The sequence below is a fragment of the Brachybacterium equifaecis genome (genome assembly GCF_023509525.1).
GTDB classification, from domain to species: domain Bacteria; phylum Actinomycetota; class Actinomycetes; order Actinomycetales; family Dermabacteraceae; genus Brachybacterium; species Brachybacterium equifaecis.
Genome location: NZ_JAKNCJ010000001.1, coordinates 765569 through 779616, shown reverse-complemented (window position 1 = coordinate 779616; position 14048 = coordinate 765569). Strand labels below are relative to the sequence as shown.

The 14048-nt window shown below is 73.1% G+C and carries 12 protein-coding genes; 2 read left to right on the top strand and 10 right to left on the bottom strand.

Annotated features, from left to right (window positions below; all coding sequences use genetic code 11):
• Positions 1–108: 108 nt before the first annotated feature.
• The 8 genes from hemL to hemE form a co-directional block, all read right to left on the bottom strand.
• On the bottom strand, positions 109–1443 hold the full coding sequence (hemL, locus tag Bequi_RS03585; protein ID WP_249736573.1) for a glutamate-1-semialdehyde 2,1-aminomutase: 1335 nt from the start codon (positions 1441–1443) through the stop codon (positions 109–111).
• A gap of 50 nt (positions 1444–1493) precedes the next feature.
• Positions 1494–2498 (bottom strand): porphobilinogen synthase, encoded by a 1005-nt coding sequence (gene hemB, locus Bequi_RS03580; RefSeq protein ID WP_249736763.1) that lies wholly within the window; start codon positions 2496–2498, stop codon positions 1494–1496.
• A 69-nt stretch (positions 2499–2567) separates the two neighbouring features.
• The gene (locus tag Bequi_RS03575; RefSeq protein WP_249736572.1) at positions 2568–3332 is read right to left on the bottom strand and encodes a uroporphyrinogen-III synthase; all 765 of its coding nucleotides are present in this window, start codon (positions 3330–3332) and stop codon (positions 2568–2570) included.
• Entirely contained in the window at positions 3329–4360 is a 1032-nt protein-coding gene (gene hemC / locus Bequi_RS03570; RefSeq protein ID WP_249736571.1) for a hydroxymethylbilane synthase, read from the bottom strand. The genes Bequi_RS03575 and hemC overlap by 4 nt, the downstream gene beginning before the upstream one ends.
• Positions 4357–5664, bottom strand: a complete 1308-nt coding sequence (locus tag Bequi_RS03565) for a ferrochelatase (protein ID WP_249736570.1) — start codon at positions 5662–5664, stop codon at positions 4357–4359. The genes hemC and Bequi_RS03565 overlap by 4 nt, the downstream gene beginning before the upstream one ends.
• A gap of 75 nt (positions 5665–5739) precedes the next feature.
• A complete protein-coding gene (gene hemQ, locus Bequi_RS03560; RefSeq protein WP_249736569.1) occupies positions 5740–6492 on the bottom strand; it encodes a hydrogen peroxide-dependent heme synthase in 753 nt (250 codons plus the stop codon).
• Positions 6489–7988, bottom strand: a complete 1500-nt coding sequence (locus tag Bequi_RS03555) for a protoporphyrinogen/coproporphyrinogen oxidase (RefSeq protein WP_249736568.1) — start codon at positions 7986–7988, stop codon at positions 6489–6491. Before Bequi_RS03555 ends, hemQ begins: the two co-directional genes overlap by 4 nt.
• A complete protein-coding gene (gene hemE / locus Bequi_RS03550) occupies positions 7985–9043 on the bottom strand; it encodes a uroporphyrinogen decarboxylase (RefSeq protein WP_249736567.1) in 1059 nt (352 codons plus the stop codon). Before hemE ends, Bequi_RS03555 begins: the two co-directional genes overlap by 4 nt.
• 177 nt (positions 9044–9220) lie before the next feature.
• Between hemE and Bequi_RS03545 the strand changes: the two genes are divergently transcribed.
• Positions 9221–10672: a glutamyl-tRNA reductase gene (locus Bequi_RS03545; protein ID WP_249736566.1), complete on the top strand. Its 1452-nt coding sequence runs from the start codon at positions 9221–9223 to the stop codon at positions 10670–10672.
• Complete coding sequence (locus tag Bequi_RS03540) at positions 10669–11001, top strand: hypothetical protein (RefSeq protein WP_249736565.1); 333 nt, start codon at positions 10669–10671, stop codon at positions 10999–11001. Before Bequi_RS03545 ends, Bequi_RS03540 begins: the two co-directional genes overlap by 4 nt.
• 204 nt (positions 11002–11205) lie before the next feature.
• Here the strand turns inward: Bequi_RS03540 and Bequi_RS03535 are convergent, their stop codons facing one another.
• Positions 11206–12732, bottom strand: coding sequence for a DUF2142 domain-containing protein (locus Bequi_RS03535; RefSeq protein ID WP_249736564.1), 1527 nt, complete (start codon positions 12730–12732; stop codon positions 11206–11208).
• Entirely contained in the window at positions 12729–14036 is a 1308-nt protein-coding gene (locus Bequi_RS03530) for a M18 family aminopeptidase (RefSeq protein WP_249736563.1), read from the bottom strand. The genes Bequi_RS03535 and Bequi_RS03530 overlap by 4 nt, the downstream gene beginning before the upstream one ends.
• Positions 14037–14048: the final 12 nt, after the last annotated feature.

Here is a 14048-nt window from a genome sequence, read left to right as displayed (position 1 = left end):
ACTCGCACAGGGCGTCCGGAAGCGCAGGCCGATCCCGGCACCTGCACGCCACCTGCACACGCCCTTGCCCGCGGGGGAGCGGGCATGCACGGACGCGGCGGACGGCGCTCAGCCCCGGGCCGCCGCCTTCGCCGCCGCGGGCAGGGCCGCGCCGATGCGGTCGAGGATCTGGTCGTCGTGCGCGGTGGAGACGAACCAGGCCTCGAATGCCGAGGGCGGCAGGTAGATCCCCGAGTCCAGCAGCGAGTGGAAGAAGCGGCCGAAGGCGGCGGTGTCCTGGTCCTTCGCGTCCTCGTAGGTGCGCACGGGCTCGTCGCGGAAGAACACGGAGAACAGGGTGCCGGCGGTCTGGATCGTGTGCGCAACGCCCTCGGCTGCGAGCGCGTCGGCCACGAGAGCCTGCAGCTGCGCCGAAGCGCGATCGAGGTGCGCGTACGCCGCCTCGTCCAGGCCCTCGAAAGTGGCCATGCCCGCTGCGGTCGCGAGCGGATTCCCCGAGAGGGTGCCCGCCTGGTAGACGGGGCCGAGCGGCGCGAGCAGGTCCATGAGGTCGGCGCGGCCGCCGAAGGCGCCGACGGGCAGGCCGCCGCCGATGACCTTGCCGAAGGTCATGAGGTCCGGCGCCCAGCCGTCGCCGTCGATGCCGTAGTAGCCGCCCGCGCTCGCCCGGAACCCGGTGAGGACCTCGTCGGTGATGAGCAGGGCGCCCGCGGCGTGCGCGGTCTCGGCGAGGAAGCGGTTGAAGCCGATGCCTTCGCCGCCATCGCGCAGATCCGTGCCGTCGGCCGGGGGGACGACGCCCATGTTCGCGGGCGCGGCCTCGGTGATGATCGCGGCGATCTCCCCGCCGCGGCGGGCGAAGAGCTCGCGCACGGCCTCGCGGTCCCCGTAGGGCACGACGACCGTGTCCGCGGCGGTCGAGGCGGTGACGCCCGCCGAGCCCGGCATCGCGAACGTGGCGACCCCGCTGCCGGCCTCGGCGAGCAGCGCGTCGACGTGCCCGTGGTAGCAGCCCGCGAACTTCACGATCACGTCGCGGCCGGTCGCGGCGCGCGCCACGCGCAGCGCGCTCATGGTCGCCTCGGTGCCGGAGTTCACCAGGCGCAGCTTCTCGATCGGCGCCATGCGGCGCGCGACCTCCTCCACGAGCGAGATCTCCCCGGCCTGCGGGGCGCCGTAGGAGAGACCTCGGCCTGCGGCCTCGCGCACGGCCTCGACGACCTGCGGGTTCGCGTGGCCGAGGATCATCGGACCCCAGGAGCCGACGAGGTCGACGTACTCGTTGCCGTCGGCGTCGGTGAGGATCGCTCCGGAGGCGGAGGCGATGAACGGCGGGGTGCCGCCGACGGAGCCGAAGGCGCGCACGGGCGAGTTCACCCCGGCGGGGATGATGCGCTTCGCGCGCTCGAACAGCTGGGAGGACAGAGCGGTCTCGTGCGACATGGGGGTGCTCCTTCGGAACGGGGCGGCGGCGGATCGGGGGCGGAGGCGGATCAGACGTATTCGCGCAGGTGGGCGGGCAGGCCTTGCGGCCCGCCCTGCAGCCAGAGCGCGACCTCGCTGGCCCAGTAGGTGAGGATGACGTCGGCCCCGGCGCGGCGGAAGGCGAGCAGGGACTCGAGGATCGCGCGATCGCGGTCGATCCAGCCGTTCGCGGCGGCGGCCTCGATCATCGCGTACTCCCCGCTGATCTGGTAGACGCCGACGGGCACCGGGGAGGCGTCCGCGACGTCGCGCAGCACGTCGAGGTAGGGGAGCCCGGGCTTGACCATGACGAGGTCCGCGCCCTCGGCGACATCCAGCGCCACCTCGCGCAGCGCCTCGCGGCCGTTGGCGGGATCCTGCTGGTAGGTGCGGCGATCGCCCGTGAGCGAGGAGTCCACGGCCTCCCGGAAGGGGCCGTAGAACGCCGAGGAGTACTTCGCGCTGTAGGCGAAGATGCCGACGTCCTGGTGGCCGGCCTCATCCAGGGCGTCCCGGATCGCCGCGATCTGGCCGTCCATCATCCCCGAGGGGCCGATCATGTGGACCCCGGCCTCGGCCTGGGCGATCGCGATTTCCCGGTAGCGGGTGAGGGTCGCGTCGTTGTCGACGGTGCCGTGCGCATCGAGCACGCCGCAGTGGCCGTGGTCGGTGAACTCGTCGAGGCACAGGTCGGCCATGATCACGAGGTCGTCGCCGATCTCGGCGCGCAGTCGTGCGATCGCGCGGTTGATGAAGGAGTCCGGGTCGCTCGCAGCGGAGCCGTCAGAGTCCTTCGTCGCGGGCACGCCGAAGAGGATCAGTCCCCCGACTCCGCGGTCGGCGGCCTCGCGGGCCGCCGCGAGCAGGGAGTCCTCGGTGTGCTGGAGGACGCCGGGCATGGAGGTCAGGCGGGCGGGCTCGGCGATGCCCTCGCGCACGAACATCGGCAGCACGAGGGAGCCGGCGCGCAGCGTCGTCTCCCGCACGAGGGAGCGCATCGCGGGCGTGGTGCGCAGGCGGCGCGGGCGCTCCATCGGCCGCAGGTGCGCGGGCAGGCGCGAGCGCAGGGCGCGGGTCTGGTCGGTGCTGCGGGAGTCGGTCATTCAGCTCTCCTTCGCTGTGTCGGTGGCCGTGTCGATCGCCGTGCGCGCGGCACGGGCGAGAGCGGCGTCATCGGGGCGGTCGGCCTCGGCGTCGACCCGCAGGCCCGCCGCGTGCGCGGCGGAGGTGGTGGGGGCGCCGATGGTGACGACCTGTGTGGACAGGTGGATCGGGAGCGAGGCGGCCATGCGGGCGATCATGGAGCTCGTCAGCAGGATCGCGGCGAAGCGGCCGTGGAGCAGATCGCGCACGGCCTGGGGGTCGACGCTCGCCGCGCGCGGGCGGTAGGCGATCTCGCGGCGCACCCGGTAGCCGCGCTGCGCGAGGCCGTCCGGCACAGTGGGCGCCGCCGCGGAGGACGCCGCGAACAGCATGGTCTCCTCGCCGGACTCAGGATCGGGCATCTCGCGCACGAGCGCCTCCCCGGAGCCGGAGGCGATCAGCGCGGGCTCCTGACCGGCGGCGCGCAGGGCCTCCGCCGTCCCGTCGCCGACGACCGCGATCCTGGTCGACGGCGGGACGTCCAGAGCGGCGGCGGGGCCCTCGCCGAGCGCCGCGAGCGCGGTGATCGCCGCGGGGCTCGTCAGCACGAGCCAGGAGAAGGCGCCCGCGGCGAGATCCTCGACCGCTTCGCGCAGGTCTCCATCGTGCTCGGGGACGAGCTCGAGGAAGGGGTGGTGCTCGCCGTTCAGCCCCTGCGCTGCGAGAGCGGAGAGGAGCCCCTCTGCGCGGCCGACGGGCCGGGGGACGAGGACGCGGGGGCTCATGCGGCGCCCCCGGGCGCGCCGAGGACGGCTCCGGCGCCGTCGGCGAGGAGGAGCGCGGCGAGGTCCGCCCCGAGTCGCGAGGCGACGGCCTCGATCGCGCCGCGATCGGCGGCCAGGTCGATCGGGGCGCTCAGCTCCCCGGGGAAGGAGCGGGACCCGTCGGGCATGATCGCCAGCGCCCGCAGGCGCAGGGCTGCTCCGACGGGATGCTCGCCGTCACCGTGCGGCGCCGCCGTGATCGCCCCGCGCGGCGCCGCCGTGATCTCGCCGAGCGCGGCGACGGGGGCGGAGCAGCCCGCCTCGAGGGTGCGCAGCAGGGCGCGCTCAGCGGTGACGGCGGCGCGGGTCGCGGGGTCGTCGACCGCGGCCATGGCCGCGGCGAGGTCCTCGCCCTCTTCTGTGCGCCTCTCGACTGCGAGGGCCCCCTGCGCAGGTGCGGGCAGCATGACGGACGGGTCGATGAGCTCGCTGATCGCGTCCCCTCGGCCGAGGCGCCGCAGGCCCGCGGCCGCGAGCACGACGGCGTCGAGGTCGGCGTCCGGGCCGAGCGCGCGCGCCAGGCGGGTGTCGATGTTCCCGCGGATCGCGACGATCCGCAGGTCAGGACGGGCGGCCAGCAGCTGCGCCGCGCGGCGCGGGGATCCTGTGCCGATGCTCGCCCCCTCGGGGAGGGTCTCGAGGGTGAGGCCGTCCCGTGCGCAGAGGGCGTCGCGGACGTCCTCTCGCGCAGGGATGCAGGCGATGTCGATCCCCGGGACGGCCGCCGTCGGCAGATCCTTCGCGGAGTGGACGATCGCGTCGACCTCTCCGGCGAGCAGCGCCTCGCGCACGGCGGTGACGAACACGCCGGTGCCCCCGATCTGCGCGAGCGGGCTCACGCGGTCGCGGTCGCCGTGCGTGGAGACGTGGACCAGCTCCACCTCGCCGTCGCTGCCGGGCAGATGCGCGGCGATCTCGCGCCCGACCTGCCCCGACTGCGCGAGCGCGAGAGCGGAGGCCCGGGTGCCGAGGCGCAGCGGGGTGCTCACGAGGCGGCCCCGGCGCCCGCATCCGCGGCCGCCGCGGCGACGTCGGCCGGGGAGTCCAGCGCCGAGGTGGTCGGCTGGATCCGCGCGCGGGGCGAGCCGTTCGCGCAGCAGCCGACGCCGCAGACGTCCGGGGTGCCCCCGAAATCGGTGACCTGCCGGCGGGGCGCGTCCTCGCGCAGGCGCTCCTCGACCAGGTCCACCAGCGCCGCGATGAAGCGCGGATCGCTGCCGGAGGTGGCCACGCGCCGGAAGCCGAGGCCGGCCTCCTCGGCGCTCTCCTTCGCCTCGGTGTCCAGGTCCCAGACGACCTCGACGTGGTCGGTCACGAAGCCGATCGGCACGACCACGACGGCGTCGGCCGAGCGCTCGGCGGCGATGCCCTCGATGACGTCGTTGATGTCGGGCTCGAGCCACGGGATGTGCGGGGCGCCCGAGCGGGACTGGTACACGAGCTCCCACGCGGGGGCCTCAGCGCCGGATCCCTCGGGCGATGCGGCGACCTGCTCCATGACGTACCGGCAGGCGGCGAGGTGCTGAGCGACGTACCAGCCGCCCGTGCCCTCGGGGTCGCCCTCGCAGGAGCCGCCGCGCGTCTCCTCGGGGCCCGAGGCGACGGCCATCGCGGTCGGGATCGAGTGGGTGGAGAACAGGACGCGGATGCGGGAGTGCTCGTGGCCCTCGGCGCGCAGCTCGCCGAGAGCCTCGGCGAGGCCGTCGGCCACGGGGTCCAGGAAGCCGGGATGGTCGAAGTACACGCGGATCTTGTCGATCGTGACCTCGCCCAGCAGCCCCGTCTCCACCAGCGCCTTCCCGAAGTCCTCGCGGTACTGGCGGCACGAAGAGTAGGAGGAGTAGGCGCTGGTGACGATGCCGAGGGCGCGGCGGTGGCCGTCGGCGTGGAGGGAGCGGACGGCATCCGCCATGTAGGGCTCCCAGTTGCGGTTGCCCCAGTAGACCGGCAGATCGATGCCGCGCTCGGCGAGAGCCGCCTCGAGCTGCGCGATCATCGTGCGGTTCTGCGCGTTGATCGGGGAGCGGCCGCCCATCGCCATGTAGTGGTGGCTGACCTCCTCGAGGCGCTCGTCGGGGATGCCGCGGCCGCGGGTGACGTTGCGCAGGAACGGCATGACGTCCTCCGGTCCCTCGGGTCCGCCGAAGGAGGCGAACACGATCGCGTCTGCGGGCAGCGGCTGCGCACGGCGGCCGTGGGTGTCGGCCTCGGTGCCGGGGACGAGCGGGGCGATGACGTCGGCGGCGGGCGGGACAGGTGCGTCAGGGCCGGCGGGTCGGGCGGGAGCGGTCATGGGGGTCTCCTTCGGGAGTGCGGCGCCGCGGGGACGGCGCGGCGTGGTCGAGGCGGATGGGCCGGGGCGGGGCCCTCAGAGCAGGACGTCGATGACGTCGGCGGTGGCGTGGAGGCGGCGGCCGACGTGGAAGGGCAGCTCGTCGCGCACGTGCAGGCGGGCCTTGGAGTAGCGCAGGTGGCGCATCATGTCCACGAGCTCGTGCAGCTCCTTCGCCTCGAATGCGAGCATCCACTCCCAGTCGCCGAGGGAGAACGCGGCGACGGTATGGGCGTGGACGTCCGGGTACTCGCGGCCCATCATCCCGTGCTCGCGGAGCATCTCGCGGCGCTCCTCCTCGGGCAGCAGGTACCACTCGTAGGAGCGGGTGAAGGGGTAGACCGTCATCCACTCGTGGGGCGTGCGCGAGGGGGACATGAACGCGGGGGCGTGCGAGCGGGAGAACTCGGCCTCGCGGTGCACGCCGACCGCAGACCAGGACGCGACGAGGCCGTCGGAGATGTGCGAGCGCTCGAACAGGCGCAGGGCCGACTGGAGCTGCTCGGGGCGCTCGGCGATCATCCACAGCAGGAGGTGGGAGTCGGCGCGGAAGACGGAGGCGTCGTAGATCCCGCGGATCGTGACGCCGGAGGCCTCGATCGCGGCGGTGACGCGCTCGAGCTCGGCGGCGGCCGCCTCGCGGCTGAAGGCGCCCTCCGGGGAGGCCTCGCCGGGAGCGGCGAAGCGGGTGAACACGGTGTACGAGGTGTACCGGATGATCTCGGCGCCCTGGCCCTCGCCTGGGGGATCGGCCTCGGGCACGGGGGAGGAGTGCGGGTGCTGCGTCATGAGAGGTGTCCTTCCGTAGGGGTGGAGAGCTGCTCCTCGGCGCGGGCCAGGGCATCCAGCCCCGTGCCGGCGCGCCAGGCGCCGACGAGCTCGAGGGGTGCGGGCGCCGCGGCGAGCGCGGCGTCCAGGGCGGCGAGGGCCTCGCGATGCCCGGTGCGGGCCGGTCGCATGGCGCCCGCCCAGCTGATGATGCGGGCCTCGCGCAGCTGGGCGCGGGTGAGGGGCGTGCGGAGGATGGCGGAGGCGTCGGCGAGGGCGAGGTCGATGACCTGCTCTTCGCTGAGCCCGTCGTCCCCGGGGAGCGTCTCGCCGGGGCGGCCGTAGGAGAGGCGCACGATGTGACCGCCGGGGCCGAGGGCCTCGCGCGCCGCCTGGCTGACGTGCTCCCACTTCGCGCTCGCATGGGTGAGGGCCTTCGCGCGCACGCCCCGGGTGCCGGGGGCCACCAGCGCTCCGGTGCCGGCGGGGTGGGCATCGAGCGCCGGGGCGAGAAGGGCGAGCGCCACGAGGCGCACGGGGGAGGCGGGGGTGAGGGGGATCGCCGCGGCGACCTCGGGCACGGTCTCGAGCAGGGCCGAGGCGACCTGGGGATCGGTGGCGAGCACGACGCGCGCTGCGGTGAGGGTGCTGGAGGAGTCGTGGCCCTCCCACCAGCTCACGCTCCAGCCGCCCGGGCCGGGGCGGACGGAGGTCACGCGCGCACCGGTGCGGATGCTGCCGCCGAGGCGCTCGACATCGGCCGCGAGCGCCGCGGGCAGGGCGGCCATCGTCGGGGTGAGTGCCTGCACCGCCGTTCCCGCCGTTCCTGCGGTGCGGGCGCTGTCGCCCTTCGCGGAGGATCCCTTCGGGCTGACGGGCCGCAGCGCGCGCACGGCAGCGGCGAGGCTCCCGTGCTCCCGCACGGCCTCCGGGAGGCGCGGGAGCACGCTCGCGAGCTCGAGGGTGCGGGGGTCGGCCGAATGGACGCCTCCGACCACCGGCGCGACCAGGCGGTCGGCGACGGCATCGCCCATGCGGGCGCGCACGTACGCATCGACGGTGACGCCCGGCTCGAGGCCCTCGGCCGCCGGGCGAAAGCGCTCGGACCAGGCGCGCAGAGCACCCCGCAGGCCGAGCACCGTGCGGGCCTCGCGGGAGAGGGGCCGACCGGGGATGCCGAGCAGGCCGCCGCGCGGGGACGGCAGGGAGCCGGCGTCCGAGACGAGGCGGCTGCCGAGGCCCTGGCGGGGCGCGACGATCTCGCGCGCGGGCGTCAGCGCTCCGCTCGACTTCAGCTGCGCGAGGAGGCGGCCGACGGCGCCGGAGGCCGTCGAGAACGCCTCGGCCCCGAGGTTCACCGAGATGCCCGCGAGGGAGCCGGCGGCGACGGCCCCGCCGAGCTCCGGGGCGGACTCGAGCACGAGGACGTCGGCCCCGGCGAGAGCGTGGCGGCGCGCGGCGAGCAGGCCGGCGACCCCGCCGCCGACCACGATCACGCGCTGCGCCTGGGGGCTCATGCCGACTGCGCGTGCAGGAAGGCGACGAGGTCGGTGAGGACCGCGGGGTCGGTCTCCGGGGGGACGCCGTGGCCGAGGTTCACCACGTGCTCGGGGGCGCTCGCGCCGGCGGCGAGGACGGCGCGGGCCTCCGCGTATCGGGCGTCCTCGCCGGTGAACAGCACGGCGGGGTCGATGTTCCCCTGCACGGGGACGTCTCCGCCGAGGATCCGGATCGCCTCGTCGAGCGGCATCCGGTGGTCTACGCCCATCGTCGTGGCGCCCGCGGCGTGCATCTCGCGCAGGAGGTGGCTCGCGCCGACGCCGAAGTGGATGCGGGGCACATCGAGGTCGGAGACGGCGGAGAGCACGGCGGCCGAGTGGCGCTGCACGTGGCGGGTGTACACCTCGGCGGAGAGGGATCCGACCCACGAGTCGAACAGCTGGACCGCGCTCGCGCCCGCGAGCACCTGGGCGCGCAGGAAGCGACCGGAGAGCTCCGCGACCCAGCTCGCGAGCCGGTCCCACGCCTCCGGGTCCTCGCGCATGAGGGCGCGGGTGCGCAGGTGGTCGCGGCTCGGTCCGCCCTCGACCATGTAGGAGGCGACGGTGAAGGGGGCGCCGCAGAAGCCGATGAGCGGCGTCGCGCCGAGCTCGGCGACGGTGAGCCCGACGGCCTCGCGGATCGGCGCGAGGGCCTCCTCGGTCGCGTCCCCCAGCGGCGGCAGGGCGTCGATGTCGGCGCGGGTGCGGATGGGGCTCGCGAACACCGGGCCGCGGCCCGGGACGATCTCCACCTCGAGGCCCGCGAGCTTCGCGGGCACGACGATGTCGGAGAAGAAGATGCCGGCGTCCACGCCGTGGCGGCGCACGGGCTGCAGGGTGATCTCGCTCGCGAGCGCGGGCATCAGGCAGCTCTCGAGCATCGAGGTGCCCTCGCGCACCGCCCGATACTCGGGCAGGGAGCGGCCCGCCTGGCGCATGAACCAGACCGACGGGGGAGCGTCCACCGACTCGCCGCGGAGGCGGCGGACGAGCGGGGCGTCGCTGGGTCGGGCGGCGGGGGAGGCATCCATCGAGTTTCTGACATCCTGTCGTGAAAAGGGGCTCTGACCTGCGGTCTTTCTCGCTCCGTCCATTGTGGCCCCTTCGCGCTGAGAACAGGGATCTGACACGCATGGCGGTGTGCGACGCCTCACCGTGAGGGGCGAGGGTGCAGTGGAGACGCAGCGGAGCAGGCCTACGATGGGGCGATGCTCGCCGCCGTCCGCGCTTCCCACGAGCACCTCGACCTCGGGGTGCTCGATCTGCTGACGCGCGACGCCGATCGGCTCCCCGCGCTCCTCGCGAAGCTCAACTCCGAGGGCGAGCCCCTCGCCGGGTGGGTCGTGATCGCGACCTGCAACCGCCTCGAGGTCTATCTCGACGCCCACCGCTTCCACGACGGCGTGGATCTCGTGGTGGAAGCGGTCACCGCGACCTCGGGTCTGGACCGCGACCTGGTCGCACTGTGCCTGGAGACCGCGATGGGCGACCCGGTCGCCGAGAACCTCTTCGAGGTGACCGCAGGGCTGCGCTCCATCGTGATCGGAGAGGCCGAGATCGCCGGGCAGATCCGCACCGCCTTCGAGGCCTCGCGTGCGGCCGGCCACAGCACGGCGATGCTCAACGACCTCTTCCAGATCAGCTTCCGCCACGCGAAGAAGGTCGCCGCTCGCACCCCGGTCGGAGTCGCCGGACGCAGCGGTGTGGCAGTGGCGCTGGACCGCGCCGAGGAGCTCCTCGGCCCGATCGCCGAGCAGGACGTGCTGGTCATCGGCACCGGCGCCTACGCCCGGCTCGGCGTGGCCGATCTGACCCGCCGGGGAGCCCGACGGGTCCGCGTGCACTCCCGCTCCGGCCGCGCCGTCGGCTTCGCGCAGCGTCACGGCGTGGAGGCGATCGCGGGGGAGGAGCTCGGCTCGGCTCTGCGCGAGGCGGATCTCGTGCTGGCATGCTCCGGCCGCGGCACGAGCCTGTTCCCCGAGCACTTCCGGACCGCCGGTCCCACCCTCGTGCTCGACCTCGCCCTGCACTCCGACCTCCACCCCCTGGTGCGGAGGCTCGACGAGGTCCGCGTGCTCGACCTCTCCGACCTCAGTGCGGGGAGCGACGCCGCCTCGACGCCCGCTCTCGAGGCGGCCCGCGCCGTCATCGCGGCAGGCGTCGACGTGTTCTCCTCCCGCCAGGAGATGCGGCGCGTGGATCCGGCGATCTCCCTGCTGCGGCGATCCGTGGAGGGCGCGGCCGAATCCGAGATCGCGCAGCTGCGCCGCAGCGGCAAGGACGAGGCCGCCGACGACGTCGCCCGCAGCATCCGCCGCATCCTCGCCAAGGTCATGCACTCGCCGACGGTGCGCGCCCGCGAGCATGCCTCCCAGGGCCATGCCGGCGAGTTCGTCGACGCGCTCCACACCGTGTTCGGCGTGGACATCGCCGCCCTCGGCGCAGGCGCGGGCCAACGGGGGGAGGGTGAGGCCGACCGCCCCCGCGGCTGGATGCGGCTGGACCAGACGATCCCGCCCGGCCCCGCGCGCGCCGAGCTCGCCCGCCTCTCGAGGGCGGCATCCGGACCCGGGGACGGCGCCTTCGCAGGCGGATGCCCCCTCAGCCCTGCTCAGCAGCAGGCGTTCCTCCAGAAGGTGCAGCGAGAAGGTGCAGCATGATCGATCCCGCCGACCGTCCTGACACAGAGCCCGCAGACGCCGCAGTCGCCGCGCAGGAGATGAACGCGCTGTACGCGCGGCTCGCCGCCCTGCTCAGCGCCCCGGACGCCACCGGGCGCGCGGCGCTCGCCGACGACGTGCTCGCCGCCCGTGGGGAGCTGGCCCTCGCCTGCGCCCGGGCGGGCCGGGCAGAGGACTCCCTGATCCAGGTGCAGGAGCTCGTGAAGGACTGCCGCCGGAACTTCGGCGAGGACGCCCCGCAGACGGCCCGCGCGCTCGCCGTGAAGGATGCGGCGTGGGCGATCATCGGGGAATCGCTGCGGGAGTGAGGTTGAGGGATCCTGAGTGCGGTGCAGCGGGGCTCTGATGGAATCGGCCGTCGGTCCTTCGACGCAACGTCAGGACAGATGCGTCGTCGACGCCGTGAGCATCTCAGGATCGTCGCCGCTTAGGGCGTACTCTCTGAGAGCTCGTGACCGGCCAAGACTGCGCTCTCGCGCCCGGGCGGTCATAACGCGCTGTGCGGTCCCGTATCAACGAGCGGATTCAGCCGGATCGACGCGATGCGAACCGGCGGGAGCTGAGTCACCCCCGAGGACACGGGTACGTCCGCGCAGGCGGCTGGCCACGATGAGCGCCACACTGAGCAGCAGGGTCCCGATGACGACGCCCAGGCCTAGGCGCGCCGCACGAGGGACCGCGTCCCACGGGATGGGACCTGACTCGACGCCCCACCAGAACCTCTGGATGCAGAAGCGCGCATAGGTGACCAGCGCATACGACTGGAACGCGAGCGCCGCCCAGGAGAGCAGTGCGAGACAAGCGCGCACGCGCTGGCTCGTCGCCATCTCCCACGCCGACTGCGCGGCAATCCAGATCAGAGAGAGGATGAACGGCATGGCATAGCGCGCCTGCCACATGAAGCCGGCATCCTCGATCACCATGCGCTCGATCGTGATGGCCGAGACGGGGATGAACAGGATTCCCAGGAGAATCGCCCGCCGTGATGCGCTGCGGTCGACATCGAGCCCCGCTGCAAGGACCGCGGCCAGGATCAGCAGCCCGGCGACAGCTGTGGTCCACGCTATGACCGTGTCGTCCCAGCCGGTGACTCCGATCGTGCGGGGTATCAGGTTGGGCAGTGTGTTCATCATGTGGAGGCTGACGCAGGCCACGCCGCAGTTCTCGGGGATACCAGCCGGGGGCTCGATGGTCTGGGGCGTGAAGATCCGCCAGCCGAGCCACACCGCGCAGGCGGCGGCGCTGACTCCGACGTAGACGAGGAAAGCCTTCTCGCGGATGAGGCTGCTCCACCGGCTTCCGGCGCCGACGAGGAGGAGGAGCGCTAGGAGGACCGCCCAGATGGGTCCAGTGGGCCGGGAGAGGATCAGCAGTGCGCTGCCGGCGACCACGCCGGCCCAGCGCAGATTGGATGAGTACTCGTTCGCGCTGCGCGAGACCAGTGGCCATCCGCTGGCGACGAGAAGAAGCGCAGCGGCGATCTCCAGGCCCTGCGGGTTGAAGCCGCCAGCTGCCGTGATGGCGGTGGGAGTGAGGCAGGCTGCGGCGAGAACCCTGAGGAGGCCCGATCGGCGGTCGTTCCGACCGAGGGCCGCGATACCGGCTGCCGCGATCGCGCTGAACTGCAGTGCGGTGAGGAACCGGAGTGCGTACGCAGCCTTGTGTCCCTCGAGGAACAGGAGCGGCCAGCCGGTCGTCACATAGAACAGAGGAGGGTAGTTGGAAGCTGTCGTCTCAGCGGTGACCATCTCGGAGGGAGCGCTCGCCATCGTGCCATCCGCAGTCGCGCAGGTCGCGGGCACTCGTGCGTCGAAGCGCCAGCACCAGGGGCCCTCCTTGAGGAGCCAGGCTGGCGCCTGCAGTTCCCGGTCCTCAGAGAGAGGTGCCTGGCCGGAGACGACTGCATAGGCATAGAGCTGATGGGCCTGCTCATCCGCGGAACCGGACATCGGATGGATCAGAGCGAAGCCGAATGTGACGCCGAACAGGCCCGCCAGGGCGAGAAGAAACGCCTGGAGCCGCGTCGTCGAGATTTTCACCGGAGCATCGTCTCACAAGCGAGAGACAGGCTCAGGGGGTCCTCGACTGCGCACATCTCGCGCACCGAGTGCATCGACAGGAGCGCTATGCCGACGTCGATGGTCGTCATCCCCAGTCGCGTGGCGGTGATGGGGCCGATCGTGGACCCGCAGGGCATCGCGTTGTTGGAGACGAAGGTCTGCATCGGCACGCCTGCCCGCGCGCACGCTTCGCTGAACAGAGCGGCCCCGCGGGCATCAGTTGCGTATCGCTGGTTCGCATTGATCTTGAGGACTGGGCCCGCGCCCAGGCGTGGCCGAGTCACAGGGTCGTGGCGCTCCGGGTAGTTCGGGTGGGCTGCGTGCCCGGCGTCGGACGAGACGACGACGGATCCCGCGAGGGCGGCACGGCGAGTCGCCTCGTCTCCTCCGAGACCAGCATGGATCCGAACCAGCACGTCTTCGAGGAAGGGCCCGGCGGCTCCGGAGCGGGATGCGGAGCCGACCTCTTCATGGTCATTGGCCACCATGAGTGCGATCGGTGACAACGGTGCGTCACGAGCTCGGTCGGCCGCCACGCGGAGCAGTGCCATCAACGAAGCGTGCACGGACGACAGGTTGTCCAGCCGACCCGAAGCCATGAGCTCCTGATGCGCGCCGAATCTGGCAGGAGCTTGGGCATCGGCAGCGACGATGTCGAACCCGAGGACGTCGGCCGGCGACACGTCCGCTTCATCTGCGAGCAGGCCGAGGACATCCACGCTCCCCACGCCGATGATGGGCTGCATATGCCGCTGAGGATCGAGTCGGAGCCCCTCAGCGTTCACTCCGCGGTCCAGGTGCACAGCGAGTTGCGGGACGCGCAGCAGTGGTCCGGTCGCCACCAGCACCTCGTCCCCGCCGCGCAGCACGAGACGACCTGCCAGGCGCAGCTCCCGGTCAAGCCATGAATTCAGAAGCGCGCCGCCATAGACCTCGGTGCCGACCTGCGCGAGACCCTCAGCGCCCAGCTGCGGATTGGGCTTGACCTTCAGAGCGGGAGAGTCGGTGTGAGACCCCAGAATCCGGAAAGAGGTGCGGACCGAGGCGTCTTCCGGCATCGACCAGGCGATCACGGAGCCATCCCTCACGACCAGCCGATCCCCCCGGACATCGGCCTCGCTCCAGGGGTCCATCTCGCGCAGCCTCACGAAGCCCGCGGCTTCGAGGCGCCTCGCGCTCTCGGCGGCCGCGTGGAACGAGCTGGGGGAGGCGGTCACGAATGCCCCGAGGTCGGCGACGAACTCGCGGGCGGCAGCGGTGCGGTCTGGAGCGGTGGCAGTCATGGAGCCATTCAA

Bases quoted from the DNA above. Each gene is read 5' to 3' on its own strand.
- Bequi_RS03545 (WP_249736566.1), top strand. From the start codon at position 9,221: ATGCTCGCCGCCGTCCGCGCTTCCCACGAGCACCTCGACCTCGGGGTG.
- hemE (WP_249736567.1), bottom strand. From the start codon at position 9,043: ATGGATGCCTCCCCCGCCGCCCGACCCAGCGACGCCCCGCTCGTCCGC.
- hemL (WP_249736573.1), bottom strand. From the start codon at position 1,443: ATGTCGCACGAGACCGCTCTGTCCTCCCAGCTGTTCGAGCGCGCGAAG.
- Bequi_RS03540 (WP_249736565.1), top strand. From the start codon at position 10,669: ATGATCGATCCCGCCGACCGTCCTGACACAGAGCCCGCAGACGCCGCA.
- Bequi_RS03530 (WP_249736563.1), bottom strand. From the start codon at position 14,036: ATGACTGCCACCGCTCCAGACCGCACCGCTGCCGCCCGCGAGTTCGTC.
- hemQ (WP_249736569.1), bottom strand. From the start codon at position 6,492: ATGACGCAGCACCCGCACTCCTCCCCCGTGCCCGAGGCCGATCCCCCA.
- Bequi_RS03555 (WP_249736568.1), bottom strand. From the start codon at position 7,988: ATGAGCCCCCAGGCGCAGCGCGTGATCGTGGTCGGCGGCGGGGTCGCC.
- hemB (WP_249736763.1), bottom strand. From the start codon at position 2,498: ATGGAGCGCCCGCGCCGCCTGCGCACCACGCCCGCGATGCGCTCCCTC.
- Bequi_RS03575 (WP_249736572.1), bottom strand. From the start codon at position 3,332: ATGAGCCCCCGCGTCCTCGTCCCCCGGCCCGTCGGCCGCGCAGAGGGG.
- Bequi_RS03565 (WP_249736570.1), bottom strand. From the start codon at position 5,664: ATGACCGCTCCCGCCCGACCCGCCGGCCCTGACGCACCTGTCCCGCCC.